Below are 24,203 nucleotides of genomic sequence, written 5' to 3' on the forward strand. Positions count from 1 at the left end.
TCTCTTGTCAAACAGGGAAAAGTTCCCGCCCACAATTTCCATCTTGCCTACAGACATCAAAAGCGGTCACGGCGAACAATATTGGCGTGAATAACTACAACCTTAAAGAAACATAAGAATTCTTCTCGGCGCACCCAAATAAAGCCATCGGCGACGCCATCACCCGATGCGGGGCACCGGAAGAGCGAAGAAGTCTGCGCCTCCTGCGGCGAAAGCCGGAGGGCGACGCGGAACGTCCTGGGATTAGGAAACGCGAGGAACGTCCAATGAGCCGACTGCACACTTCGGTGTCCGCGCTCACCGTCGCCGCCGCCTTGGCGACGGTGGTAGGTCTCGGCGCCACGGCGCCGGCGGTGGCCAACGACAAGCTCGTCGAGCTGTCGAAGAACACCGACAACTGGCCGATGACCGGCAAGAACTACAGCGCCAACAACTACAGCGAAGCGAACCAGGTCACGAAGCAGAACGTCAAGCAGCTGCGTCCGGCCTGGTCCTTCTCCACCGGCGTCCTGAGCGGCCACGAGGGCACTCCCCTCGTCGTCGACGGCGTGATGTACATTCACTCGCCGTTCCCCAACACGACCTTCGCGGTCGGGCTGGACGACCCGGGCAAGATCCTGTGGCAGCACAAGCCGAAGCAGAACCCGACCGCCCGCGCGGTGGCCTGCTGCGACGTCGTCAACCGCGGCCTCGCCTACTGGCCCGGCAACGGCACGGTCGGCCCGATGATCATCAAGACCCAGCTCGACGGCCATGTCGTCGCCCTCGACGCCAAGACCGGCGAGGAATACTGGAAGCTCGAGAACTCCGACATCAAGGTCGGCTCGACGCTCACCATCGCGCCCTACGTCGTCAAGGACACCGTGCTGATCGGCTCCTCGGGCGCCGAGCTCGGCGTGCGCGGCTACGTGACCGCCTACGACATCGCCACCGGCACCCAGAAGTGGCGCGCCTTCGCCACCGGCCCGGATGACGAGGTCCGCCTCGCCGACGACTTCAACAGCGCCAACCCGCATTACGGCCAGAAGGGCCTCGGCCAGGCCACCTGGGAAGGCGAGGCGTGGAAGATCGGCGGCGGCACCAACTGGGGCTGGTACGCCTTCGACCCGGGCACCAACCTCTTCTACTACGGCTCGGGCAACCCGGCGCCGTGGAACGAGACGATGCGTCCGGGCGACAACAAGTGGACGATGACCATCTGGGGTCGCGACATCGACACGGGTAACGCCAAGTTCGGCTACCAGAAGACCCCGCACGACGAGTGGGACTATGCCGGCGTCAACGTCATGATGCTCTCCGAGCAGAAGGACAAGACCGGCAAGATGAGGAAGCTCCTCACCCACCCGGACCGCAACGGCATCGTCTACACGCTCGATCGCGAGAACGGCGACCTCGTGTCGGCCGACAAGCTCGACGAGACGGTGAACTGGGTGAAGCAGGTCGACCTCAAGACCGGCCTGCCGCAGCGCGACCCGGAATTCGGCACTCGCATGGACCATCGTGGCCGCGACATCTGCCCGTCGGCCATGGGCTACCACAACCAGGGACATGACTCCTACGATCCGGAGCGCAAGTCCTTCTTCATGGGTATCAACCACATCTGCATGGACTGGGAGCCCTTCATGCTTCCCTACCGTGCCGGCCAGTTCTTCGTCGGCGCGACCCTGTGGATGTATCCGGGCCCGAAGGGTGACCGCCAGACCTATGAAGGTCTCGGTCAGGTGAAGGCCTACGATGCCATCAACAACAAGTACAAGTGGCAGGTGATGGAACGCTTCGCGGCCTGGGGCGGCACGCTTGCCACCGCTGGCGGCGTGATGTTCTACGGTACGCTGGACGGCTTCATCAAGGCGCGTGACAGCGACACCGGCGAACTGCTCTGGAAGTTCAAGCTTCCCTCGGGCGTGATCGGCCACCCGATGACCTACACCCACAAGGGCACGCAGTACGTCGCCATCTACTACGGCGTCGGCGGCTGGCCGGGCGTCGGCCTGGTGTTCGACCTCAACGACCCGACCGCCGGCCTCGGCTCGGTGGGCGCCTTCAAGCAGCTCCAGCACTACACCCAGATGGGTGGCGGCGTGATGGTGTTCTCGCTCGACGGCAAGGGCCCCTACGACGATCCGAATGTGGGCGAGTACTCGACCACCGTGATCCAGGGCGGCTGACCTCCGTCCCGGCTGACGGCCGCCCGCCGCGCCCCTCCTGACGCGGCGGGCGGTCCCGTCACCGACACCGGCCTGACGGCGCCGCGGCGCCGTCACTTCCCCAGATCTCCCCCCAAACGCGGACCCGAAGCGGTTCGGCGTCATCCGGTCCAGGAGGATCCATCATGTCGAAGGCGCTTTCCATGAGCCGGCTCAGCATCCTTGCCGGCCTCGCCGTCTCCGCTCTCGCCCTTGGCCTTGCCCAGGGTTCCCTCGCCACAGCCGCGACGGTCGAGGCCGACAAGGCCGGCGGCCGCAACCCGAACGAACTGCGCATCTGCGCGTCCAATGTCGAGGCGCCGTTCTCGGCCGCCGATTCCACCGGCTTCGAGGACCGCATCGCCACCGTGCTGGCGCAGGCCATGGGCCGCAAGCCGGTCTTCGTGCGCTCCGACCAGCCGGGCATCTATCTGGTGCGCGACCAGCTCGACAAGAACAACTGCGACCTCGTGATGGGCGTGGATGTCGGCGACGAGCGCCTGCTCACCTCCCAGCCCTATTACCGCACCGGCTATGTGCTGGTGACGAAGGCAGACCGCAACATCACCACCGGCGACTGGGAAGACCAGCAGATCAAGGACCAGACGCGCTTTGCCGTGCGCTTCTACTCGCCGGCGGAAACCATGCTCAAGCGCATCGGGCGCTTCGAGGACAATGCGGCCTACATGTACTCGCTGGTCAACTTCAAGTCGCGCCGCAACCAGTGGGTCCAGGTGCCCGGCGACCGCATCGTGACCGAGGTCGCCAGCGGCGAGGCCGATGTCGGCATCGCCTTCGCCCCCGAGGTCGCGCGCTATGTGAAGTCCTCCTCGACGCCGCTGCGCATGACGGTGATCACCAGGGACATCGACCGGCCGAACGATAATCCGATCCCGATGCACTACGACCAGGCCATCGGCGTGCGCAAGAACGACCCGGCGCTGCTGGCCGAGATCAACACGGCGATCGAGAAGGCCCGTCCGCAGATCGAGCAGATCCTGACGCAGGAAGGCATCCCCCTGCTCGATCCCAACACCTGAGCCGATCGCGGCCTCGACTGAACCCCGACGCGGAGCGCCGGCGCGCCCCAGGCGCCGCCGGCACCGCCCCCGACCTCGCGAAGTGAACAAGGTTCGATGACCAAGCCGATCTTTAGCAAGATGAGCGTCAGCCGGAAGGCGGCGCTCCTCCTTCTCGCCGGAGCCCTCGGAGCAGGTGTCGTGGGGTTCGGTGCCCGCGCGGCGATCATGCTGACCAACACCGTGACCGGCCAGCCGCTGGACCTCGCGGAGGCGCCCGAGGAAGGCCGCGACACCAAGGCGGTGAAGACCTTCCTCGAGACCGGCGTCAACATCTACAACGAGGACAAGGCCTGCCTGCCCAAAGCGCACGAGCTCTTCCTCTCCATGTGCTCGGGCTGCCACGGACACTATGGCGAGGGCAAGATCGGGCCGGGCCTCAACGATTCCTACTGGACCTATCCGAAGAACGAGACCGATCAGGGCCTGTTCGAGACCGTCTTCGGCGGCGCCAACGGCCAGATGGGCCCGATGTACGGCGCGCTGAACATGAACGAGATGCTGCTCGTCATGTCCTGGGTCCGGCACCTCTACAAGGACGATCCGAAGGGAGCGACGTGGCTGAACGACACTCAGCGCGCCGCCTTCAAACCCTTCGACGCGAACGCCAAGCACATCGAGCCAGCCGAAGAGCTGACCGCGGCTTGTGGCGGGCCGGCGGGCTGAACCCCATCGGCCGAAGAACGGGTGGAAACGACGAGGAGACGTAACATGAGCATGATCGATCGCAGCGTGAAGTTCGCCTTTGCCCTCGCCGGCGCGGGGGCTCTCGCCCTCGCCATGGCGGGCGGCGCCAGCGCCTATGACGGCACCAACTGCAAGGCCCCCGGCAATTGCTGGGAACCCAAGCCCGGCTTCCCCGAAAAGGTCGCCGGCTCCAAGTACGATCCCAAGCACGACCCGAAGGAAGTCAACAAGCAGTCCGAGTCGCTCAAGGCGATGGAAGCGCGCAACGCCCAGCGCATCGCGAACTTCAAGAAGACGGGCAAGTTCGTCTACGACGTGAGCAAGATCCCGAGCGCGAACTGACGGTTCCACCGGCCCCCGCGTGCGCCTTCGACGGCGCGCGCGGGGAAGGCCGGAGTGCTGGAACCCGCCTCTTTCACGAACCCACTTGCGGGCGGACGTCATTCTCCTGTCCGCCCCGCGATCCTCCGGGCTAGCCGTCCGAGTTGTGGGCAACTGGCGCGGCCGACGCCCCGGGGATGACCGCCCCGGGGCGTGGGCCGCGCCCTTTCCGGGCCCGGCCGCGCAGCGCCGCCCGGCACGAAGGGAACCGGGATGCATCTCGCGCGCGAAACCGACCTCGCCCTTTCGGACTGGCGGGCCCAGGCACTGCGCTTCGAGCGCGAGATCGGCAAGGTGGTGCTGGGCCAGGAGCGCGTCATCCGCCTGCTGACCATCGCCACCTTCGCGCGCGGCCATGTGCTGCTCGAAGGCGATGTCGGCGTCGGCAAGACCACGCTGCTGCGCGCCATGGCCCGCGCCATCGGCGGCGCCTTCGAGCGGATCGAGGGCACCATCGACCTGATGCCCGCCGACCTCATCTACCACGCCCATCTCGGCGAGGACGGGCGCCCGCGCATCGACCCCGGCCCGCTGCTGCGGCAGGGCGAGGAACTCGCCATCTTCTTCTTCAACGAGATCAACCGCGCCCGCCCACAGGTGCACTCGCTGCTTCTGCGGCTCATGGCCGAGCGGTCGGTGTCGGCCTTCAACCGCGAATACCGCTTCCCCCATGTGCAGGTCTTCGCCGACCGCAACCGGGTCGAGCGCGAGGAGACCTTCGAACTGCCCGCCGCCGCGCGCGACCGCTTCCTCATGGAGGTGCAGGTCGCCATGCCGGCGCAGGACGAGGCGCGGCGCTCCCTCGTCTTCGATCCGCGCTTCCACGATGTCGACGCGTTGCTGATGGAGGTCGAGCCCGGAGTGCTCGACCCGCAGGCGCTCGGCACGGTGGCGCGGGCGATCCAGATCGGCGTGCGCACCAGCCCGACGCTGGAAGCCTACACGCTGGCCCTGTGGGCGGGCGTGCGCGAGCCGGCCTCGCTCGGCATCGACATTGACGGCGTGGACACCGCCCGGCTGGTGCAGGGCGGCGCCAGCCCGCGCGGCGTGAGCTATCTCGTGCGGGCGGCGCGGGTGCGGGCCTGGCTCGACGGACGCGACATGGTGGTGCCGGAGGACCTGCGCGCCGTGTTCCCCGAGGTGATGGCGCACCGCATCTTCATCGACCCGATCTACGAGCTGCGCCGCGAGCGCATCGTCTCCGCCCTTATTGCGGGGGTGTTCGAGAAGGTGCAGGCGCCATGAAAGACACCCTGAACGACACCGTGACGGACGCCCGGGGTGGCGCCGCGCGGGGCGCGGGCGGGAATGCGGGCGCCGAGTGGCAGCCGATTGCCTACCGGCTGCGCTGGCGGCCGGAGGGCATCCTCCCCGGCGCCCATCCGGGCCATGGCGAGGGCGCCGAGGGCCAGTTCCGCCGCCATGTGCCGCTGCTCCGCCAGCCGGACCCGCGCCGCATCGACCTGCGCGTCTCGCTGCGCGACCCGTTCGGCGAGCTGCATGTGCGCCAGTTCGCGCCGCGCCGGACCGTGCCGGTGGCGGCGCTGGTCGACCTGTCCGGCTCCATGCGCTTCGGCGGCGCCGTCGCCGGACGGGTGGCGGATCTGTGCGCGCTGGTGGCGCTTTCCGCCGTGCGCGCGGGCGACAGCTTCGCCCTGTTCGGCGCCGACGCCCGGCTGCGCGAGGAGGTGACGCTTCCCCTCGCCCGCCGGCGCGGGCTGGAGGAGGAGGTGCGCGAGCGCCTGCTCACCGCCCGCCCCGGCGGCACTGGCACCGAAGGGCTGATGGACGCCGCCGCACGCCTGCCGGGACGTCGCGGCCTGGTCTTCCTGATCTCCGATTTCCTGATGCCGCCCGTGGCGCTCGAACGGCTGCTCGACGCGCTGTGGCGGCACGATGTCGTGCCCGTAATCCTGCGCGACGGCGGGGTGGAGGAGCGCCTGCCGCGCTGGGGGCTGATCGAGCTCGGCGACCTCGAAACCGGCCGCGCCCGCCTCGTCGTCATGCGCCCCGGCCTGCGCGCGCGCTGGATCGAGGCCGCCGCCGCCCGTCGGCGCGCGCTCGCCGCCCTGTTCGCCCGGCGCGGCCTGCGCCCCGTCGAGCTCGGCGACGCGCTCGACGCCGATGCGCTGGCGCAGCGGCTGATGGAGGGGTGAATGCGGGGGCTCGCGCGCCTTGTCCTGCTGCTCGCCCTGCTGACCTCGCCGGCGCACGCGCAGCTGCGCGGCATCGATCTCTACGCCCCGCGCCCCTTCGGCTATGTCATTGGCGATGTCGTCACCCTGACCGCCGAGATCGCGCTCGACGCGCCCTTCGTCCTCGATCCCGCCTCGCTGCCGGCCCCGCGCGCGCTCGACTACTGGCTCGACCTGCGCGGGGTGACGCTCACCGACGAGGGGGTAGCGGACGGCGTGCGCCGCTACACGCTCGATCTCGTCTACCAGACCTTCTACGCGCCGCTGGAGCCGCGCCGGATGAGCCTTCCCGGCCTCACGCTGACGGCGGTCGCCGAGGGGCGCCGGGTGCCGGTGGAGGTGCCGCCCTGGTCGTTCCTGATGTCGCCGCTGCGCGAGATCGTCGCCACCGGCGCGGGGCCGGCAATGGCGCTGCGCCCCGATATTGCGCCGGCCCCGATCCCGACCGGGACGACGCTGCGCCGTCTGCTCGCCGCTCTGGCCGTCGCGCTCCTCGCCTTTCTCGTGCTCGCCTGGCAGATGGGCTGGGGACCGTTCGGGCGACGCGCGGCGCGCCCCTTCGCCCGGGCCGCGCGGGCGGTACCTACCAGTCTCGGCACGACGGCCGATCCGTCGCCAGCCGCCTATGGCGGCGCGCTGCGCGCCCTGCACCGCGCCTTCGACGCCACGGCGGGCAAGGGTGTCTTCGCCGAGGACCTGCCCGACTTCTTCCGGGCGTACCCGGCCTTCCACGCGGCCGAGGCGGAGGTGAGACGGCTCTTCAACGCCTCCCGCCGCGCCTTCTTCGGCGGCGACATGGACGGCGCCCGGCGCGAATTGCCGCCGGAGGCGCTGGTCGCGCTTTCCCGGCGCCTGCGGGCGGTCGAGCGGGGGAGCGCATGAGCGGGGCCGGCGGCACGATCGAGGCGCTGACGCGCAACTGGGGCGTCGATTACCCGCTCGTGCTGGCGCTCGCCGTCCTCGCCGTGCTGCCGCTGCTTGCCGGCGTGTTCGCCCGCCGGGGCCTGCCCGCGCTCGAGTTGGTGCCAGCCGACCCGCTTTCGCGCGCGGTCGCCCTTGTCCTGCGTCTGGCCGGGGCGGTCGCCGTGCTCGCCCTCGTGCTCGGCCTCGCCGGGCTGCACCGGCGCGAGCAGGGCATCGAGCGCGAGGGCACGGGCGCCCATCTGGTGCTGCTGCTCGACCGCTCGTCGAGCATGGACAACAGCTTCGCCGACCGCGCCCCGACCGGCGACCAGGAATCCAAATCCGCTGCCGCCAGGCGCCTGCTGGCGGAGTTCGTCGGGCGGCGCCCGCATGACCGCATGGCGGTGGCCGCCTTCTCGACCTCGCCCATGCCGGTGCTGCCGCTGACCGACCATCACGAGGTGGTCGAGGCCGCCATCGACGCCATCGACCGGCCGGGCCTCGCCTTCACCGATGTCGGGCGCGGCCTCGCGCTGGCCTTCTCCACTTTCGCCGGCGACACCGATGAGACCTCCCGCGCGGTGCTGCTGGTGTCGGACGGCGCCGCGCTGGTCGACCGGCGGGTGCAGGAAGCCCTGCGCGACGCGGCGACCCGCACGCCGGTGCATCTCTACTGGCTGTTCCTGCGCTCGCGCGGCGCGAAAAGCATCTTCGAGGTGCCCCCGCCGGGCGAGGACACGCCGCAGGCCAACCCCGAACGCCACCTGCATCTGTTCCTGCAGACGCTCGGCGTGCCCTATCGCGCCTTCGAGGCGACGAGCCCGCAGGCGGTGGCCGATGCCATCGCCGAGATCGACCGGCAGGAGACGCGGCCGATCCGCTATGTCGAGCGCATCCCGCGCCGCGACTTCGCCCGCCCCGCCTTCGCGGTGGCCGGCGCCGCGCTGGCGCTGCTGATGGCGGCCAAGCTCGCCGAACGGCGGCTGTCGCCCGCCGGGCACGCGCCGGCCGGGCATGGCGCCAACCGTGCCGGCGAAACCGCGACCCCGCCGGCGCAACGGAGGGCGGCATGAACCCGGCACGCCTCGTCATCCTCGCCAGCACCGCCTTCCTTGCGGCGGGCCTCATCGCCGCCGGCTGGTTCGCCGCGCGCCTTTTCGTCGATCGCCACGACAACGCGCTCATCGCCGCGCTGGTGTCGGGCCACGACCTCGCGACAAGCCCGCAGGACCCGGCCGAACTCACCTTCGCGCGCCTGCATTTCCTCACCGTGCGCGACCGGCTCGACGAGGCCCAGCCGCTGCTGAACCGGCTTGCCGCCGACCCCGACCGTCGGCTCGCCGTGGCCGCGCTCTACGACATGGCCAATGCCCGGCTGCGGCTCGCCATCGACCATCTCGGCTCCAACCGGATCGACCCGGCGGTGCCGCTGGTGCGGCTCGCCAAGGAGGGCTACCGGCGCGCCCTCGTCATCGAACCCGGCTTCTGGGACGCGAAGTACAATCTCGACATCGCCATGCGGCTGGTGCGCGACTTTCCCCAGCTCGACGTCGAGGGCGAGGAAATGCCGCCAGAGGCCGCCAAGAAGCTCTGGACCGACCTGCCGGGCATCCCTAGGGGATTGCCATGAGCCGGTTCGCGGCCCGCCCCCCCGCGCAGGATGCGGCTGGCCGCGGCCCGCTCATCCCGGCGCGCGACTGGCGTTTCTGGCTGCTGACGGCGGCACTGCTGGCGGTGCTCGCCGCGCTGGTCGCTCCGCGCGTCGCCGTCACCCGCCCCACCCGCGACATCCTCCTCGTGGTGGACGTGACCGGCAGCATGAACGTGCGCGACGCGTTTCTCGACGGCCGGCCGGCGACGCGCCTCGCCGCCGCCCGGCAGGGCGCGCGGGAACTGCTCGCCGCCCTGCCCTGCCGCTCGCGGGTCGGGCTCGGCATCTTCACCGAGCGCCGCACCTTCCTGCTCTTCGAGCCGGCGGAGCTGTGCGGGAACTTCGCCGCCATCGAGGGCGCCATCGATAGTCTCGACTGGCGCATGGCGTGGGAGGGCGACAGCTATGTCGCGCGCGGCGTGCATTCCGGCCTCGCCATCGCCACCGATCTCGACGCCGATCTCGTCTTCATGACCGACGGCCACGAGGCGCCCCCGCTCGCCGGCGGCGCGCTGCCACCCTTCGACGGCGAGCCGGGCAAGGTGGCGGGGCTGCTGGTCGGTATCGGCGGCGCCGCGCCGGCACCGATCCCGAAATACGACGCCGACGGGCGCGAGATCGGCTTCTATGACGAGCAGGACGTGCCGCAGGAGAACCGCCTCGGCCCGCCGCCGGAGGACGCGCCCACACGCGCCGGCTGGAACCCGCGCAACGCGCCCTGGGGCGGCGAACCGGCCGGCGGCACCGAGCATCTGAGCTCGATGCGCGAGGAGCATCTGCGCGCCCTCGCCGCGCAGACCGGGCTCGGCTTCGCCCCGCTCGACCCGCCCGCCGGCTTTCTCGCCGCCGTCGAGGCCGACACGCGCGTGCGGCCGGTCGAGACCCGCGTCGAGACCGCCGCCGTGCCGGCGGCGCTGGCGCTCGCCTGCCTTTCCCTGCTGTTCGGCATCGGCGCCTTTTCCGGTCGCCGGCCCGAGCGGCTTCCTGCCCGATGAAGGAAACTGAGACGATGCTTCGACGAATCCTGCTCGCGTCCGGCCTGCTGCTTGCAAGCTCCCTCGCCGGCCTGCTGCCCGCCACCGCACACGGCCCCACGCCCCAGCGCGCGGATGAGAGCATCGTCGTCGAGGCGCCGGCCGATCAGGTGTGGAAGCTGGTGTCGAGCTTCGGCGGCATCGGCGACTGGAACCCGCTGGTGAAGAAGGTCGCGTTTACCGGGGGCGACGCCGCCGGCGCCGAGCGCACCCTTACACTCGCCAAGGGCGAGATCACCGAGGGTCTCGACGAGGTCGACCCCGCCGCCAAACGCATCTCCTACCGGCTGCTGAAGGAGAATGTGGAGGCGATCCCGGTCAGCTTCTACACCGCCACCATCGAGGTGAAGCCGTCCGGCGGCGGCAGCGAGGTCGCCTGGAGCGCGCGCTTCTACCGCGCCGACACCACCAACGAGCCGCCCGAGGAACTGAACGACGCGGCCGCCATCGCCGCGATGACCGACTTCATCAAGCAGGGCCTGGAAGGGCTCAAGGCGAAGGCGGGGGGCAAGTGACCCCCGCTTGGCGGTGGCGGGCGCGGCGGTGGCGGAAGACGCTTGCCGCCCTTCTCCTGCTGGCCGCCGCCCCGGCCGAGGCGCAGGAGGCGCCCGAGATCGTGGCGGTGGTCTCCCAGCAGGCCGGCATCGTCACGCTCATTGATGCCGGCGCGGCGACGATCCTCGCCACTGTCGCCGTGCCACGCGTGCCGGCCGCCCTCGCCGCCTCGGCGGACGGGAAGCGCCTCTATGTGACGCATCCCGACCTCGGCCTGGTGAGCCGGCTCGATGTGGCGGGCCGCCGCGTCGAGACGAGCTTTCCGGTCGGCCGCGAGCCGTTCGGCATCGCCGTCATCGAGGACGGGCGCGCGCTCCTCGTCAGCGACTGGAGCGCCGACGCGCTGATCCGCGTCGATGCCGTCGACGGGCGCGAGACGGGCCGCGTCGCCATCGGCCGCGCCCCGGCCGGGCTGGTGGTCGATCTTGCGGCAGGCCGCGCCTATGTCGCCGACCGCGAAAGCGACCAGATCAGCGTCGTCGACATCGCCACCCTGACCCGCCTCGCCACCGTGCCCACCGGCCGCGCGCCCTTCGCGCTGGCGCTGTCGCCGGACGGACGGGAGTTGTACGTCGCCAATGTGCAGAGCAACGACCTGTCGATCATCGACACGGTGGCACTGCGCGAGACCGCGCGCCTGCGCATCGGGCTGATGCCCTATGGCGTCGCGGTGACGGCCGACGGCGCGCGGGTGGCGGTGACGAACCAGCAGAGCGGCAAGCTCGCCCTGCTGGACCGCGCCGCCGGCACGGTCGGCACCGAGCGGCGCGTCGGCGACTACCCCGAAGGTGTCGTCGTCACGCCGAAAGGCCGGCTCGTCGTCGCCAACTGGGCCGACGATAGCCTGTGCGTCGCCGGAATCGGCGCGGCATCGCCCTGCACCAGCCGGCTCCCGGTCGCCGCCGGCCCCCGCAATCTCGTCCTCCTGCCGGCGCGCGCGCCCGCCCCGCCCTGAGCGGCCCGCAAGGCGGCGCAGCTTGCGTTTTCCCCGCCCCCGCGCCAATAAACGCGGGATGTCCGGATCGCACGGCGGCGGGCAGAAACGGCGGCAAGCGGGCCAGCGGATAGAAGCGGTGACGGGTCTCGACAGGAGCGAAGCCAATGCGGGTGCCGGGTCAGGCACCTGGCGGATCGGCGTGCTGTTCTCCCGCAAGGGGCACATGCAGATGCCCGAGACCGAGCATTTCCGCGGCACGGCGCTCGCCATCGAGGAGATCAACCTCGCCGGCGGCGTGCGGGGCCGGGCCATCGAGCCGGTCTGCTACGATCCCGAATCGAGCCCCGAGCTCTACCGGCGCTATGCCGAGCGCCTGCTCACCGAAGACGGCATCAGCACCATCTTCGGCTGCTGCGCCTCCTCCAGCCGCAAGGCGATCCTGGCCACGGTCGAGCGGCGCAACGCGCTGCTCTGGTACCCGTCCCTCTATGAGGGCTTCGAGTACTCGCCCAACGTGATCTACACCGGGGCGGCGCCGAACCAGAACAGCCTGCAGCTCGCGCGCTATCTCTTCGCCGGCTATGGACGGCGCTTCTATCTCGTCGGCTCCGACTACATCTACCCCCGCGAATCCAACCGCATCATGCGCGACGTGGTGGGACGCGAGGGCGGCGAGGTGGTGGCCGAGGCCTATGTGCCGGTCACCCCGCACGAGGACCAGATCCGCCGCGTGGTCGAGGACATACGCCGGAAGGCGCCGGACGTGGTGTTCTCCACCGTGGTCGGCACCGGCGGCCAGGCCTTCTACCGCATCTTCCGCGAGGCCGGGCTCGACCCGCACACCATGCCGGTGGCGAGCCTCACCACCGCTGAGGGCGAGGTGGCGGCCATCGGCCCAGAACTGTGCGTCGGCCACATCACCGCCGCCCCCTATTTCTCCACCGTCGACACGCCGGCCAACCGCCGCTTCGTGGCCGCCTACCGCGCCCGCTTCGGCCGCGACGCGCCGGTGACGATGTATGCCGAGGCGGCCTATTTCCAGATCCACCTCTTCGCCGATGCGCTGCGGCGCGCCGGCTCGCTCGACACCCAGCGCCTCGTCGACGCCGCCCTCGGCACCGAATACGACGCGCCGCAGGGGCGCATCCGCATCGACCCGGACAACAACCACACCTATCTGCACCCGCGCATCGGCGTGGTGAACGAGCACGGCACCTTCGACGTGGTGTGGGAGTCGAAGGCGCCGGTGAAGCCCGACCCCTATCTCGTCGACCATGTGTACGACCATGCGTAGCGCCGCCGGGCAGGTGAGGCGGGCGGCGGCGGCCGCGCGGGCGGCCCGGTGAACGCGTCGGTCATCCAGAACCTGCGCAACATGCGCGTCGCCGTCGTGCATCCGCGCGACCAGGACGGCGACGACCTCGTGCGCCAGCTCCAGCGCATCGGTTGCCAGGTACAGGTCGTCTGGCCACCCCCGACGCAGCTTCCGCTGCCGCTCGACGCGGTGTTCTTCCTGCTCGACCGCGACACGAAAAGCTCGATGCCGTGGCGCATGGCGGATCTCAGCATCGCCCACATCGCCATCGTCGACTACGAGAACCCGACCGTCCTGAAGGCTCTGCTCGATTCGAGCGCGCATGGCGTGCTGGTGCGCCCGATCCGGGCCTCGGGCGTGCTGTCGAACCTCGTGCTGGCGCTGTCCATGCGCGGCTACGAGAGCCGGCTGCTCGCCAAGATCGCCAAGCTGGAGGACACGCTGCGCACCCGCCGCGACGTCGAGAAGGCGACCCGGCTGCTGATGGGCCTGCGCAACATCAGCGAGGACGAGGCCTACCAGTTCATCCGCAAGCAGGCGACCGCGCGGCGTGTGCCGATCGGCACCGTCGCCGGCTCCATCATCAACGCGCAGGCCATGCTGGCCGAGCTCGGCCGCGAGGGCGACGGCGAGCGCTGAGCGGTCGCCCATTTTCTGGGCACCGGATTAATTGCCACTCTCGACGGCAGATCGGGCTTGACTCAGTCCGCCGGCTGCGTTTCCATCGCGGTGCTCCATGGGGAGCGTTGGCGGCAGCGTTGCCGCTTCACATTCAGGCTGTGCAGCCCTCGTTGGCGCCGGAAGGCGCTGCCGGGGGCTTTTTGTTTTCGCGACGCGGGCGACCGCGGCGCCCGGAGGGGTGTGCCCAGATGCCGAGTTCGAGTCTTGTTCGTGTCGCCTGCATCCAGATGGAGCCGCGCTTCGGCGACACCTCGGCCAATGTCGCCCACACGCTCGACCTGATCTCCCGCGCGGCGGACGACGGCGCCAGGCTGGTCGTGCTGCCCGAGCTCGCCAACACCGGCTACGTCTTCGAGACCCGCGAGGAAGCCTTCGCGCTGGCCGAGACCATTCCCGACGGCCCGACCTGCCTCGCCTGGGCGAAGATCGCCGCCGAGCGCGGCCTCATCATCGTCGCCGGCATCACCGAGCGCGAGGGCAACGCGCTCTACAACAGCGCCGTGGTCATCGGCCCGCAGGGGCATGTCGGCACCTATCGCAAGATGCATCTGTGGGGGAACGAGAACCTGTTCTTCGAGCCGGGCAATAACGGCTTCCCGGTGTTCCAGACCTCCATCGGGCGCATCGGCGTCGCCATCTGCTACGACGGCTGGTTCCCGGAAGTGTACCGGCTGCAGGCGCTGCAGGGCGCCGACATCGTGTGCGTGCCGACCAACTGGGTGCCGATCCCCGGTCAGGCGAAGGGGCGCGAGGCGATGGCCAACATCCTCGCCATGGCCGCCGCCCACTCGAACTCACTCTACATCGCCTGCGCCGACCGCATCGGCACCGAGCGCGGCCAGCCCTTCGAGGGCCAGAGCCTGATCGTCGGCCACACCGGCTGGCCCGCCGCCGGCCCCGCCAGCCGCGACAGCGAGGAAATCGTCTCCGCCGAAATCGACCTCGGCGCCGCGCGGCGCGACCGCAACTGGAACGCCTTCAACCAGGTGCTGCGCGACCGCCGCACCGACGTCTACGCCGAGATGCTCGGCTCCGACATCACCCGCGGCTGGTACTGAGCCCGCCGCGTCCGCCTGCGACACAACGATAACCTTCCGGAGAACAAAGCCATGTCCCTGTCCCTGATGCGTCTTTCACGCCGCCGGCTGCTTCTGGCCGGTACCGTCGCCGCCGGCCTGCTGGCCGGCCCGGCCCTTGCCGCCGACACCATCACCATCGGCATCCCGGTCGGCCTGTCCGGCGCCAACTCCGTCGTCGCCCCCTCGGTGGTGCAGTCGGCCGAACTCGCCGTCGAGGAGATCAACGCCAAGGGCGGCATCCTCGGCAAGAAGGTCGTCCTCGAAGTCGCCGACGACGCCTCCGGCGCCGCTGGCGCGCAGAAGGCCTTCGATTCGCTGATCTTCCAGAAGAAGGTCGACGCGCTGATCTCCATGGAGACTTCGGCCGCCCGCAATGCCGGCCTGCCGATCGTCAACCGCGGCAAGGTCCCCTACATCTACACCTCGTTCTACGAGGGCCGCTCCTGCTCGCCCTTCATGTATGTCAACGCCTGGGTGCCCGACCAGCAGGTCGCCCCCATCGTCGACTTCTTCAAGGAGAAGGGCGCCAAGACCTACTTCCTGATCGGCTCGGACTACGCCTTCGGTCGCGGCATGCTCGCCTTCACCAAGGAGTACATCGAGAAGACCGGCGGCAAGATCGTTGGCGACGAATACGCCCCGATGGACGCCACCGACTGGACCGCCATCCTCTCCAAGGTGAAGGCGGCCAATCCCGACGCCATCATCACCTCCACCGCCGGCGGCGCGCCGAATGTGACGCTCACCAAGCAGCTGCGCGCGGCGGGCATCAAGTCGCTCTACGGCAACCTCGCCGTGGATGAGGGCACGGCCAAGTCCATGGGCCCGGATGCCGAGGGCATCTACATCGCCGGCTCCTACTTCACCAATATCGACACCCCGGCCAACAAGGCCTTCCTGGCCGCGATGGAAAAGAAGTTCGGCAAGGACCTGAAGACCCCGAACGACCTCTCCGTGCCGGAATACGAGGCCGTCTACGCCTACAAGGCGGCGGTGGAGAAGGCCGGCACGACCGACGCCGCCAAGGTGATCCCGGCGCTGGCCGAGGTGACGGTGGACGGGCCGCGCGGCGCCATCACCATGAACAAGCAGCGCCACGCGCCGCTGACCATGTATCTCGGTCAGGTCAAGGGCGACGGCTCGGTCGGCATCATCTCCACCTTCAAGAATGTCGATCCCGGCGAGCAGTGCCCCAAGCTGAAGTGAGCGCCTGACGCTCCGCCAAGCCATCCCCGGCCACGTCCGGGGATGGCACGTCTTTTGTGACGTCGCCCTGCAGAACGTCGCCTTATCGACCCGAAGGATCCTCGCATGATCGCCCAGACGCTGGACATCGTGACGACCGCCGCCATCCTCTATGCGGTGGCGACCGGGCTGCTGCTCGTGTTCGGCGTCATGAAGATCATCAACTTCGCCCATGGGGGGCTGATGACGCTCGGCGGCTATGCCGCGCTCATCGCCACCCAGGCGGGGCTCAATCCGTGGCTGGCCATCCCGCTGGCCGCGCTGTTCGGCGGCGTCGCCGGCATGGCCATCGAACGCTTCGTGGTGCGCCCGCTCTATGCGCGCCCGCTCGACGCCATTCTCGCCACCTGGGGCCTGTCGATCATCATCGGGCAGGTCATCACCCTCGTTTTCGGGCGCGGCGTGCAGTTCACGCAGGCCCCGCTGGAAGGCACGCTGGACCTGTTCGGCGAGAGCTATTCCGCCTATCGCCTCGCGCTGGTCGGCATCGCCGCCGCGCTCGGCATCGCGCTCACCGCGCTGCTGCAGGGCACCCGCCTCGGCCTCGAAACCCGCGCGGTCATCATGAACGAGGACCTCGCGCGCGGGCTCGGCATCAACAGCGCGCTGGTGCGCTTCATCACCTTCACCCTCGGCTCGGCGCTGGCCGGCGTCGCCGGCGCGCTCATCACCCCGCTGTCGAGCGTCGACCCGAACATGGGCGTGCCCTGGCTGGTGAACGCCTTCATGCTGGTGCTGGTCTCGGGCGCCTCGCTCGCCAGCCTGCTGGCGGCCTGCCTGGTGCTGGGCGGCGCGCAGGTTCTGGTGGCGACCTATCTCAGCCCGGTGCTGGGCGGGCTGACCATCGCCGTGCTCGCCGCCGTCATCCTGCGCATCCGCCCGCAGGGGTTCGCCCGTGACTGAAGCGCGCCGCCTGTCCCTCATCCTCGCCGTCGCCGCCCTCGCCCTGGCCGCCATCGGTGTTGGCCCCTATGTGCTCGACACCTATTCGGTGAACGTGCTCACCCGCTCGCTGCTCTATGCGGCGGTGGCGCTGACCGTGGACCTTCTGTGGGGCTATCTCGGCATCCTCACCTTCGGTCAGTCGGTGTTCTTCGCCTGCGGCGCCTATGCCGCAGGCCTCGTCTTCACCCATATGGACTTCACCGAGGGCAACGCCGTCCTCGCCCTCGCCCTCGGCGTCGGCGCCGCGCTGCTCACCGCCGCCATCGTCGGCTGGCTCGCCTTCTGGCACGGCGCCTCGGCGCTCTATGCCTCGGTGATCACGCTGGTGCTGCCCATCGTGGCGACGCAGCTGCTCTATTCCGGCGGCACCTTCACCGGCTCGTCGAGCGGCCTGTCCGGCTTCACGAGCTTCGACCTGTCCATGGAGGCGTGGTTCTGGCTGGCCGGCGGATTCCTCGTCTGCGTGACGACGCTGGCCTACATCGTCGTGCAGAGCGACGCCGGCCGCCTGCTGGTGGCGGTGCGCGAGAACGAGCAGCGCTGCAAATATCTCGGCCTCGACACCTCGCGGCTGAAGATCCTCGTCTATCTCGCCTGCGCCGTCATCGGCGCGGTGGCCGGCTATATCTATGCCGGCTACGCGATGGTGGTGGCGCCGGAACTCGCCGGCTTCGTCTTCGGCACCGAGCTGGTCATCTGGACCGCGCTCGGCGGGCGCGGCACGCTGCTCGGCCCGGTCTTCGGCGCGCTGATCGTCGACTATGAGAGCGCGCAGCTTGCCGGCGACTACCCCTTCGTCTGGCAGCTCATCATCGGCACGCTGTTCGTGCTGGTCATCATCGCCTTCCCACGCGGGCTGCTGCCGGTACTGTTCGACGTGCCGCGCAAGCTGATCGGGCTTGTGCGCAAGCGTGCCCCGGCGCCCCGCGCGGCCGTGCGCCTGTCGACGCTCGACCCCGCCGAGACGCAGGGCGAGGAGGTCGGCGACGATGGCCCGGCGCTGGCGGTGCATGGCGTCGCCCGCCGCTTCGGCAGCCTCAACGTGCTGGAGGCGATCGACTTCGAGGCCCGCGCCGGCGAGCTGGTGAGCCTCGTCGGTCCCAACGGCGCCGGCAAGACCACGCTGATGCGCTGCATCGCCGACGGCGCCGAGCGCTCGGCCGGCACCATCGTCATCAACGGCCACGACATCGGCCGCAAACCGCCGGAAGCCTGCGTCGCGCTCGGCGTCGGCCGCAAGTTCCAGATGGCCAACGTGTTCGAGACGCTGACCGTCGCGCAATGCCTGCAGATCGCCCGCGCCCGCCATGCGCGCCCCTCGCTCTGGCGCCGCGCGCGGGAACTGCCGCTGCCGGAAGCGGCGATGCACGTCATCGCCACGACGGGGCTGGACCGGCAGCTTTCCACCCCGGCGCATCTGCTCTCGCACGGCATGAAGCAGGCGCTCGAACTCTCTATGGTGCTGGCGCTGGAGCCGCGCGTGCTGCTGCTGGACGAGCCCACCGCCGGCCTGACCAAGACCGAGCGCATGCAGATCGGCGCCATCCTGATCGACCTGACCAGGAAGCAGGGGCTGTGCGTGCTCCTCGTCGAGCACGACCTCGACTTCGTGCGCGAGATTTCCTCGCGGGTCATCGTTCTGCATCAGGGCCGCATCGTGCTCGACGGCTCGGTGGAGGAGGTCGTCGCCTCCGAACTGGTGAAGCAGGTCTATGCGGGCTCCGGCCATGCCGGCATCGCCCATGAAACCGGCCGGCCCGGCTCCGATCCTTCCGCCGCGCAGGAGGTGCCGGCATGAACACGCTCCAGATCGAATCCCTGTCGAGCGGCTATGCCGGCGCCGTGGTGGTGCGGGATGTCAGCCTTGCCATAGCGGAAGGAGAGATCCTCGCCGTGCTCGGCAAGAACGGCATGGGCAAGTCGACCCTGCTCAAGGCCATGATGGGCTTTTTGCCCAAGATGGCCGGCACCGTCGCCATCGCCGGCACCGAGGCGACGCGGCTCTCCCCGCACCGCGTGGCGCGTCTGGGCGTCGGCTATGTCGCGCAGGAAAAGGCGCTGTTCCAGGACCTGACCGTCGAGGACAATCTGCGCCTCGCCGTGCGCCGGCCGGATTTCGAGGCCGCGCTGGCCGAGGTGGAGGCCTCCTTCCCCTTCCTGCTGCAGCGGCTGAAACAGCGCGCCGGCACGCTGTCGGGCGGCGAGCAGAAGATGCTGCTCATGGCCCGCTCGCTGGCGACGGGGGCCAAGCTGCTGCTGGTCGACGAGATCACCGAGGGGCTCCAGCCCTCCGTCATCGACCGCCTCGCCGGTGTCATCCGCGCTTCGCGCGAGCGCCACGGCACCACCATGCTCCTCGTCGAGCAGCATCTGCCCTTCGCGCTGGCCGTTGCCGACCGCTGGGCGGTGCTCGACCGCGGCGAGATCGCCGAGACCGGCGCCGCCGCCGATCCGGACGCCCGCGCGCGGGTGCTGAAGCATCTGAGCGTGTGAAGGGGGGCGCCGCATGACCTTCTCCATCGTCGCCCGCTGCCCCTTGAGCGGACGCCTCGGCGTCGCGGTCGCCACCGCCGTTCCGGCGGTCGGCTCCATGTGCCCCTTCACCCGCGCCGGCACCGGGGCGGTCTCCACCCAATCCTGGGTCAACCCCTATCTCGCCCTCGGTGTGCTCGACCTCATCGCCGGCGGCATGCCCGCGCCCGAGGCGCTGATAGCCGTACTGGCGCAGGACGCGGCGCGCGAGCTGCGCCAGATCGGCGTAGTGGACGCCTCAGGCCGCGCCAGCGCCTTCACCGGCGCCGCGTGCACGCAATGGTGCGGGCAGGAGACCGGCGAGGGTTTCGCCGTGCAGGGCAACATGCTCACCGGGCCCGAGGTGATCGCCGCCATGGCAAGCGCCTTCCGCGCCTCGGCCGGCGCCCCGCTCGACGAGCGGCTGATGCGGGCGATGGAAGCGGGCGACGCCGCCGGCGGCGACCGGCGCGGGCGGCAGTCGGCAAGCCTGCGCCTACAGGGCGCCGAGGACTATCCCGCGCTCGACCTGCGCGTCGACGAACACGCCGCCCCGGTGGGCGAGCTGCGCCGCGTATTGGAGATCGCCCGGCTCCAGCTCGTGCCCTTCGTCGAGGGCATGCCCAAGCGCGGCGAACCGCCGGGACCCGCTCCCGAAGCCGTCACCGCCATGCTGGCACTGGCACCGCCGGACCGGCCGGGCGGCGGCGGCAGCGGCCCGGCCTGATCGCCCTTCGGCGAGGGCCGAACCGAAAGGCTAAGCGTCCGCCGCGCGCAGCTGCGTCAGCGCGGGCGCGAGGACGCCTTCCAGCAATGCCCGCTCGGGCCGCACCCGCGCCAGCACGCGGATGCCCATCAGAACGCCGAGCAAATGCCGCGCGAGGTCTTCGGCCGCCAGCGCGGAGGTGATCGACCCGTCGGCCTGGCCCTGGCGCACACGGCCAAGGAAGAAAGCCTCGATACGCGCCAGCACGCCGGCGACAATCTCCTGAAATTCGGGATCGTGCGGCGCCACGTCGAGAGCGGCGTTCACCAGCATGCAGCCCTTGTGATCCGGGTCCGCCATCGAGCGGGCGATGATCTCGTCGAAAAACGCCGCGATCCCGTCCAGCGGCGCCATCTCCTCGCAACGCTGGATCCGGTCGCCGATGCTGGCCTCGACATAATGGTCCAGCGCCCTCTGATACAGCGCGCGCTTGTCGCCGAAGGCGTTGTAGAGGCTCGCCCCGGTGAGCCCGGTGCGTTCCATCAGCTCGCGCATCGACGTCGCCTCGTAGCCGCGGCTCCAGAAGCAGTGCACCACCGCGTCGAGCACGGCGGCCTCGCTGAATTCCCTGGGCCTGGCCATGGCGTCCCCGCGTCTGCGATCCGATGGCACCTTGCCACGAACGGCGTTGTCGCGCATTCTAGAACAGTCGTACTAAAAATGAAACGGCAACCCGCCGCCGGGAGGAACCCCTTGTGATCCGCTTCTACTTCCACCCCACGCCCAACCCCGCCAAGGTCGCGCTGCTGCTTGAGGAGACCGGCCTGCCCTACGAGCTGGTTCCCGTCGACACCAGCAAGGGCGAGCAGCACAGCCCGGAATTTCGCGCCATCAATCCGAACGGCAAGGTCCCGGCCATCGTCGACACCGACGGGCCGGGCGGGCGCGAGGCGCGGGTCTTCGATTCCAGCGCCATTCTGCTCTATCTCGCCGAGAAGACCGGCACGTTTCTCGGCGCGCCGCAGGACCGGCCGGAACTCCTGTCCTGGCTGATGTTCATCGCCTCGGGGCTGGGCCCGTTCTCGGGCCAGTCGGTTCACTTCCAGCACGCGGCCCCGGAGGGTCTCGACTATGCCGTGAACCGCTACCGCCGCGAAGCGGAGCGCCACTACCAGGTCCTTGACGACCATCTGCGGGGACGGCCCTACATACTGGGCGACACCTATACGATCGCGGACATCTCCGCCTGGGGCTGGCTCGACCGCGCCTCCCGCGTGCGCAAGGGCGCCGACGACCCGCTCGCGCCCTACCCCGACCTCAAGCGACTGTTCGAGACCGTCGACGCGCGCCCCGCTGCCGCACGTGCCCGCGCGGTCGGCGCCGACCACCCCTTCAAGCGGGTGAACGACGAGGAGACGCGACGCGCACTGTTCCCCTCCAACTACCCGCCCGCCACCCCGCAGGGAGACGACCGATGAACCTCGCCAACAAGCGCATATTGATCACCGGCGGTTCGAGCGGCATCGGCCTTGCGCTCGCCCGTGCCTTCCTCGCCCGTGGCGCGCGCGTGGTCGTCACCGGCCGGCGCCCGGACGTGCTGGCCACCGCCGTGGCGGAACTCCGGGAGACGGGCGGCGACGTGCTGGGCGTGGCCGCCGACATCGGCGCCGCCGAGGGCCGCGCGACGACCCTGCGCGAAGCGCTCGCTCACCTCGGCGGGCTGGACATTCTCGTCAACAATGCCGGCGGCGTGCGCGCCGGACGGCTGGAGGACGTGCCCGAGCGCGACCTTCAGGCCATGATCGATGTCGATCTCCTCGCCCCCATCCTGCTGACGCGCGCGGCCCTGCCCGAACTGCGCGCCAGCGGCGAGGCGACGGTCGTCAATATCGCCTCCGGCATCGCCCTCGTCGGCGCGCCGTTCTACGCGACCTATGCGGCGGTGAAGGCCGGCCTCGCCCGCTTCGGCGAGTCACTGCGGCGCGAGCTGAAGGGCGAGGGCGTGCATGTGCTGACGGCCTATCCGGGCGGCACCGACACGCCGATGATGAAGTCCAACCGCGCCGGGCCGGAACTCGGCTTCTCCCGGGAGCCGGCCTCCGATGTCGCCGAGGCCATCGTCGCCGGGGTCGAGGCGGGCGCCTTCGAGGTGATCCGGGGCGGCGAGACGCGCGCAAAGATGATCGCGCTCAACCGCGAGGATCCGGCCGCCGTCGACGAGCGCTTCCTTGGCCTCAAGCCGGCGCTGGAGGAGGCGGTGAAGGATCACTCGGCGCTGTAGCCGGAAGGGTCGCCTCGGGCCAGCCCTTCACCAGCGCAGCAGCCGGCGGCCCAGAAGGTAGCCGGCTGTTGTCACCATCGCGATGGCGATCGAATACCAGAGCATCACGAAGAGCGGGCTGTCGTCGTCGCAGTTCGCCGCATAGAAGCTCGCCGCGATGGCGCTCGCGGCGAGGCCGGCCAGCGCGCCCGCGAGGCCCGGATTGGACGGCGCCCCCCGGCGCAGCGCCGCCATGAAGCAGGCCAGCGGGCCGATGGCGAGCAGGGGAATGAGCGTCAGGCAGAAGCGCGCATTATGGCCGATCATGTCCGCCATCCACTGCGTCTGCGGCAGCGCGATCAGTTCCAGGCCGACGCCGCCGGCGAGCAGGGCGACAACGAGCGCAAGCGGCAGAAGCCGCGCCGCCACCGGCGTCCCGGGCCGGCCGAGGGCCCCCATCGCCACGGTGGCGATGACCGCCAGCGTGATTGTCACCGCGAACTTGAACAGGAAGCGCACACTCTCCAGCGCCTCCGCGATATCGGGGCGGAAGCCGATGGCCGCGAAGAACAGCGCCGCTGCGGTCAGCACCCCGGCGACGGTGGCGGCGCGCAGCACCCGGCCGAACCGCCAGCGCGGTTGCGAATCGGCGGCCAGCGTGCGGATGAAATCGTCAGTCCTCACGGAACCTGCTCCGGTAGAGGGCGCCCAGCGCCTTGAGCGCGCGATGCAGGGACACCCGCACGGCACCCTCGCTCATCGTGAGGCGTGCCGCCGTCTCGCGGATGCTCTGGCCATTCAGCGATATGGACCGGACGATCTCTTCCTGCTGTGCCTTCAGATGCCCGAGCAGCATGTCGATATCACGCGCCGAAAGTTCCGGCGTGTTGTCCTCGGCGGGCAGCACATCCATGACATCCTCGATCGGGATCGCCGCGTGTCGGCCATTGCGCCGGAGAATGTCGATCAGCTTGTTGCGCGTGATGGCCGAGACCCAGGGGCCGATGGGACGGGTACCGTCCCACGTTTCCCGCTTCAGATGGATCGTCAGCAGCACTTCCTGCACGATGTCCTCGACCTCGTTTCCCGCGACATGGAGCGTCCGGCACCGCGCGCGGGCGACCGAGCGGATATGCGGTGTGACCGCCGCCAGAAAGCGTCGATAGGAGGCGCCGTCGCCGGCGATGCCCGCACGCATCCACGTCGCCCATTCGCTCTCCCGGCTGGGCTCCCGACACGTGGCGGTCATCTGCCATCCCTTACGAAACCGGCGCCGGATTCGTTACAGCGCGCCCGGCGCCATCGGCTCGCACCGGCGGCCCGTGCGCGTACTGATCTCACCCGCGTGCCCTCCCCGCAATCCCAAGATTCTAGAACATTTGTTATATATTCTGGGTGTCGATGACCAGACGGCCCGGCGGGCGCGGCCGGGTCGTCCGGAAAAAACATGGCGCGGCGCTGTAACGGGCCCCGACCACGATCCGTAGTGCTGGCGTGTCCAATATGGGCACTTCGAAATCCAGCATGGAGAGATCCAATGTCCGTGAAAAACGTCGTGAGCTCCGCCGTCCTCGCCAGCGCCATGGTCACGGCCCTCGCCTCGATGGCGGGCGCCGGCCCGCTGACCAAGGCCGAAGGCGAGGCCGCTGCCGCCGCCCACAAGGAGAAGTGCTTCGGCGTCGCCCTCAAGGGCCAGAACGACTGCGCCGCCGGTCCCGGCACCACCTGCCAGGGCACCTCGACGATCGATTTCCAGGGCAATGCGTGGAAGTTCGTCCAGGGTGGCACCTGCACCTCCATCGTCCTGCCGAACGGCAAGCACGGCTCGCTGAAGGCGACCTGATCCCGCCGCT

At 69.9% G+C, this 24,203-nt stretch carries 26 protein-coding genes; 23 read left to right on the top strand and 3 right to left on the bottom strand.

What is annotated here, in order from left to right; all coding sequences use genetic code 11:
* The first annotated feature begins 266 nt into the window (after positions 1 to 266).
* From GBB76_RS11850 to GBB76_RS11945, 20 genes are all read left to right on the top strand, one after another.
* Positions 267 to 2,168, top strand: coding sequence for a methanol/ethanol family PQQ-dependent dehydrogenase (locus tag GBB76_RS11850; RefSeq protein WP_152303490.1), 1,902 nt, complete (start codon positions 267 to 269; stop codon positions 2,166 to 2,168).
* A 164-nt stretch (positions 2,169 to 2,332) separates the two neighbouring features.
* Positions 2,333 to 3,226, top strand: a complete 894-nt coding sequence (gene moxJ / locus GBB76_RS11855) for a methanol oxidation system protein MoxJ (RefSeq protein ID WP_152303491.1) — start codon at positions 2,333 to 2,335, stop codon at positions 3,224 to 3,226.
* A gap of 96 nt (positions 3,227 to 3,322) precedes the next feature.
* On the top strand, positions 3,323 to 3,931 hold the full coding sequence (gene moxG, locus GBB76_RS11860; RefSeq protein WP_152303492.1) for a cytochrome c(L), periplasmic: 609 nt from the start codon (positions 3,323 to 3,325) through the stop codon (positions 3,929 to 3,931).
* Between the two features lie 45 nt (positions 3,932 to 3,976).
* On the top strand, positions 3,977 to 4,294 hold the full coding sequence (locus GBB76_RS11865; protein ID WP_152303493.1) for a methanol dehydrogenase [cytochrome c] subunit: 318 nt from the start codon (positions 3,977 to 3,979) through the stop codon (positions 4,292 to 4,294).
* 252 nt (positions 4,295 to 4,546) lie between these two features.
* Positions 4,547 to 5,578 (top strand): MoxR family ATPase, encoded by a 1,032-nt coding sequence (locus GBB76_RS11870; RefSeq protein WP_152303494.1) that lies wholly within the window; start codon positions 4,547 to 4,549, stop codon positions 5,576 to 5,578.
* Positions 5,575 to 6,489, top strand: coding sequence for a DUF58 domain-containing protein (locus GBB76_RS11875; protein WP_246668905.1), 915 nt, complete (start codon positions 5,575 to 5,577; stop codon positions 6,487 to 6,489). Before GBB76_RS11870 ends, GBB76_RS11875 begins: the two co-directional genes overlap by 4 nt.
* Entirely contained in the window at positions 6,490 to 7,410 is a 921-nt protein-coding gene (locus GBB76_RS11880) for a nonribosomal peptide synthetase MxaA (RefSeq protein WP_152303495.1), read from the top strand.
* The gene (locus GBB76_RS11885) at positions 7,407 to 8,504 is read left to right on the top strand and encodes a vWA domain-containing protein (protein ID WP_152303496.1); all 1,098 of its coding nucleotides are present in this window, start codon (positions 7,407 to 7,409) and stop codon (positions 8,502 to 8,504) included. Before GBB76_RS11880 ends, GBB76_RS11885 begins: the two co-directional genes overlap by 4 nt.
* On the top strand, positions 8,501 to 9,061 hold the full coding sequence (locus tag GBB76_RS11890; protein WP_152303497.1) for a hypothetical protein: 561 nt from the start codon (positions 8,501 to 8,503) through the stop codon (positions 9,059 to 9,061). The genes GBB76_RS11885 and GBB76_RS11890 overlap by 4 nt, the downstream gene beginning before the upstream one ends.
* The gene (locus GBB76_RS11895) at positions 9,058 to 10,077 is read left to right on the top strand and encodes a vWA domain-containing protein (RefSeq protein ID WP_152303498.1); all 1,020 of its coding nucleotides are present in this window, start codon (positions 9,058 to 9,060) and stop codon (positions 10,075 to 10,077) included. Before GBB76_RS11890 ends, GBB76_RS11895 begins: the two co-directional genes overlap by 4 nt.
* A 14-nt stretch (positions 10,078 to 10,091) precedes the next feature.
* Positions 10,092 to 10,631, top strand: coding sequence for an SRPBCC family protein (locus tag GBB76_RS11900; protein WP_152303499.1), 540 nt, complete (start codon positions 10,092 to 10,094; stop codon positions 10,629 to 10,631).
* Positions 10,628 to 11,626, top strand: a complete 999-nt coding sequence (locus GBB76_RS11905; RefSeq protein ID WP_152303500.1) for a YncE family protein — start codon at positions 10,628 to 10,630, stop codon at positions 11,624 to 11,626. The genes GBB76_RS11900 and GBB76_RS11905 overlap by 4 nt, the downstream gene beginning before the upstream one ends.
* Positions 11,627 to 11,744: 118 nt before the next feature.
* Positions 11,745 to 12,902 carry a transporter substrate-binding domain-containing protein gene (locus tag GBB76_RS11910; protein ID WP_256366626.1) on the top strand — a complete coding sequence of 386 codons (1,158 nt, stop codon included), beginning with the start codon at positions 11,745 to 11,747 and terminating at the stop codon, positions 12,900 to 12,902.
* Between the two features lie 48 nt (positions 12,903 to 12,950).
* Positions 12,951 to 13,562, top strand: a complete 612-nt coding sequence (locus GBB76_RS11915) for an ANTAR domain-containing response regulator (RefSeq protein WP_152303502.1) — start codon at positions 12,951 to 12,953, stop codon at positions 13,560 to 13,562.
* A 269-nt stretch (positions 13,563 to 13,831) separates the two neighbouring features.
* Positions 13,832 to 14,662: a nitrilase family protein gene (locus tag GBB76_RS11920; RefSeq protein ID WP_246669124.1), complete on the top strand. Its 831-nt coding sequence runs from the start codon at positions 13,832 to 13,834 to the stop codon at positions 14,660 to 14,662.
* Between the two features lie 51 nt (positions 14,663 to 14,713).
* Positions 14,714 to 15,889, top strand: coding sequence for a substrate-binding protein (locus tag GBB76_RS11925; RefSeq protein ID WP_371716941.1), 1,176 nt, complete (start codon positions 14,714 to 14,716; stop codon positions 15,887 to 15,889).
* Positions 15,890 to 15,994: 105 nt separating this feature from the next.
* Complete coding sequence (locus GBB76_RS11930) at positions 15,995 to 16,831, top strand: branched-chain amino acid ABC transporter permease (RefSeq protein WP_152303504.1); 837 nt, start codon at positions 15,995 to 15,997, stop codon at positions 16,829 to 16,831.
* Positions 16,824 to 18,671 (top strand): ATP-binding cassette domain-containing protein, encoded by a 1,848-nt coding sequence (locus GBB76_RS11935; RefSeq protein ID WP_152303505.1) that lies wholly within the window; start codon positions 16,824 to 16,826, stop codon positions 18,669 to 18,671. Before GBB76_RS11930 ends, GBB76_RS11935 begins: the two co-directional genes overlap by 8 nt.
* Complete coding sequence (locus GBB76_RS11940) at positions 18,668 to 19,366, top strand: ABC transporter ATP-binding protein (RefSeq protein WP_152303506.1); 699 nt, start codon at positions 18,668 to 18,670, stop codon at positions 19,364 to 19,366. Before GBB76_RS11935 ends, GBB76_RS11940 begins: the two co-directional genes overlap by 4 nt.
* Before the next feature lie 13 nt (positions 19,367 to 19,379).
* Positions 19,380 to 20,111, top strand: a complete 732-nt coding sequence (locus GBB76_RS11945) for a DUF1028 domain-containing protein (protein ID WP_152303507.1) — start codon at positions 19,380 to 19,382, stop codon at positions 20,109 to 20,111.
* Between the two features lie 30 nt (positions 20,112 to 20,141).
* Here the strand turns inward: GBB76_RS11945 and GBB76_RS11950 are convergent, their stop codons facing one another.
* A complete protein-coding gene (locus tag GBB76_RS11950; RefSeq protein ID WP_371716942.1) occupies positions 20,142 to 20,789 on the bottom strand; it encodes a TetR/AcrR family transcriptional regulator in 648 nt (215 codons plus the stop codon).
* A 56-nt stretch (positions 20,790 to 20,845) separates the two neighbouring features.
* Between GBB76_RS11950 and GBB76_RS11955 the strand changes: the two genes are divergently transcribed.
* Entirely contained in the window at positions 20,846 to 21,568 is a 723-nt protein-coding gene (locus GBB76_RS11955; protein ID WP_152303508.1) for a glutathione S-transferase family protein, read from the top strand.
* Positions 21,565 to 22,371, top strand: coding sequence for an SDR family oxidoreductase (locus GBB76_RS11960; RefSeq protein WP_152303509.1), 807 nt, complete (start codon positions 21,565 to 21,567; stop codon positions 22,369 to 22,371). Before GBB76_RS11955 ends, GBB76_RS11960 begins: the two co-directional genes overlap by 4 nt.
* A gap of 27 nt (positions 22,372 to 22,398) precedes the next feature.
* Here GBB76_RS11960 and GBB76_RS11965 read toward each other — a convergent pair whose 3' ends face one another.
* A complete protein-coding gene (locus GBB76_RS11965) occupies positions 22,399 to 23,034 on the bottom strand; it encodes an NrsF family protein (RefSeq protein ID WP_152303510.1) in 636 nt (211 codons plus the stop codon).
* Positions 23,024 to 23,599 (bottom strand): sigma-70 family RNA polymerase sigma factor, encoded by a 576-nt coding sequence (locus tag GBB76_RS11970; RefSeq protein ID WP_152303511.1) that lies wholly within the window; start codon positions 23,597 to 23,599, stop codon positions 23,024 to 23,026. Before GBB76_RS11970 ends, GBB76_RS11965 begins: the two co-directional genes overlap by 11 nt.
* A gap of 288 nt (positions 23,600 to 23,887) precedes the next feature.
* On the opposite strand from GBB76_RS11970, the gene GBB76_RS11975 reads away from it, so the two are divergent.
* Positions 23,888 to 24,193: a DUF2282 domain-containing protein gene (locus tag GBB76_RS11975; RefSeq protein ID WP_152303512.1), complete on the top strand. Its 306-nt coding sequence runs from the start codon at positions 23,888 to 23,890 to the stop codon at positions 24,191 to 24,193.
* The last annotated feature ends 10 nt before the right edge of the window (positions 24,194 to 24,203 follow it).

Origin of the sequence: Ancylobacter sp. TS-1 (genome assembly GCF_009223885.1) — a bacterium.
Classification (GTDB): Bacteria; Pseudomonadota; Alphaproteobacteria; order Rhizobiales; family Xanthobacteraceae; genus Ancylobacter.

Bases quoted from the DNA above. Each gene is read 5' to 3' on its own strand.
- GBB76_RS11865 (WP_152303493.1), top strand. From the start codon at position 3,977: ATGAGCATGATCGATCGCAGCGTGAAGTTCGCCTTTGCCCTCGCCGGC.
- GBB76_RS11945 (WP_152303507.1), top strand. From the start codon at position 19,380: ATGACCTTCTCCATCGTCGCCCGCTGCCCCTTGAGCGGACGCCTCGGC.
- GBB76_RS11880 (WP_152303495.1), top strand. From the start codon at position 6,490: ATGCGGGGGCTCGCGCGCCTTGTCCTGCTGCTCGCCCTGCTGACCTCG.
- GBB76_RS11950 (WP_371716942.1), bottom strand. From the start codon at position 20,789: ATGCGCGACAACGCCGTTCGTGGCAAGGTGCCATCGGATCGCAGACGC.
- GBB76_RS11870 (WP_152303494.1), top strand. From the start codon at position 4,547: ATGCATCTCGCGCGCGAAACCGACCTCGCCCTTTCGGACTGGCGGGCC.
- GBB76_RS11875 (WP_246668905.1), top strand. From the start codon at position 5,575: ATGAAAGACACCCTGAACGACACCGTGACGGACGCCCGGGGTGGCGCC.
- moxG (WP_152303492.1), top strand. From the start codon at position 3,323: ATGACCAAGCCGATCTTTAGCAAGATGAGCGTCAGCCGGAAGGCGGCG.
- moxJ (WP_152303491.1), top strand. From the start codon at position 2,333: ATGTCGAAGGCGCTTTCCATGAGCCGGCTCAGCATCCTTGCCGGCCTC.
- GBB76_RS11900 (WP_152303499.1), top strand. From the start codon at position 10,092: ATGCTTCGACGAATCCTGCTCGCGTCCGGCCTGCTGCTTGCAAGCTCC.
- GBB76_RS11930 (WP_152303504.1), top strand. From the start codon at position 15,995: ATGATCGCCCAGACGCTGGACATCGTGACGACCGCCGCCATCCTCTAT.
- GBB76_RS11970 (WP_152303511.1), bottom strand. From the start codon at position 23,599: ATGACCGCCACGTGTCGGGAGCCCAGCCGGGAGAGCGAATGGGCGACG.
- GBB76_RS11920 (WP_246669124.1), top strand. From the start codon at position 13,832: ATGGAGCCGCGCTTCGGCGACACCTCGGCCAATGTCGCCCACACGCTC.
- GBB76_RS11850 (WP_152303490.1), top strand. From the start codon at position 267: ATGAGCCGACTGCACACTTCGGTGTCCGCGCTCACCGTCGCCGCCGCC.
- GBB76_RS11975 (WP_152303512.1), top strand. From the start codon at position 23,888: ATGTCCGTGAAAAACGTCGTGAGCTCCGCCGTCCTCGCCAGCGCCATG.
- GBB76_RS11890 (WP_152303497.1), top strand. From the start codon at position 8,501: ATGAACCCGGCACGCCTCGTCATCCTCGCCAGCACCGCCTTCCTTGCG.
- GBB76_RS11925 (WP_371716941.1), top strand. From the start codon at position 14,714: ATGTCCCTGTCCCTGATGCGTCTTTCACGCCGCCGGCTGCTTCTGGCC.
- GBB76_RS11895 (WP_152303498.1), top strand. From the start codon at position 9,058: ATGAGCCGGTTCGCGGCCCGCCCCCCCGCGCAGGATGCGGCTGGCCGC.
- GBB76_RS11940 (WP_152303506.1), top strand. From the start codon at position 18,668: ATGAACACGCTCCAGATCGAATCCCTGTCGAGCGGCTATGCCGGCGCC.
- GBB76_RS11885 (WP_152303496.1), top strand. From the start codon at position 7,407: ATGAGCGGGGCCGGCGGCACGATCGAGGCGCTGACGCGCAACTGGGGC.
- GBB76_RS11960 (WP_152303509.1), top strand. From the start codon at position 21,565: ATGAACCTCGCCAACAAGCGCATATTGATCACCGGCGGTTCGAGCGGC.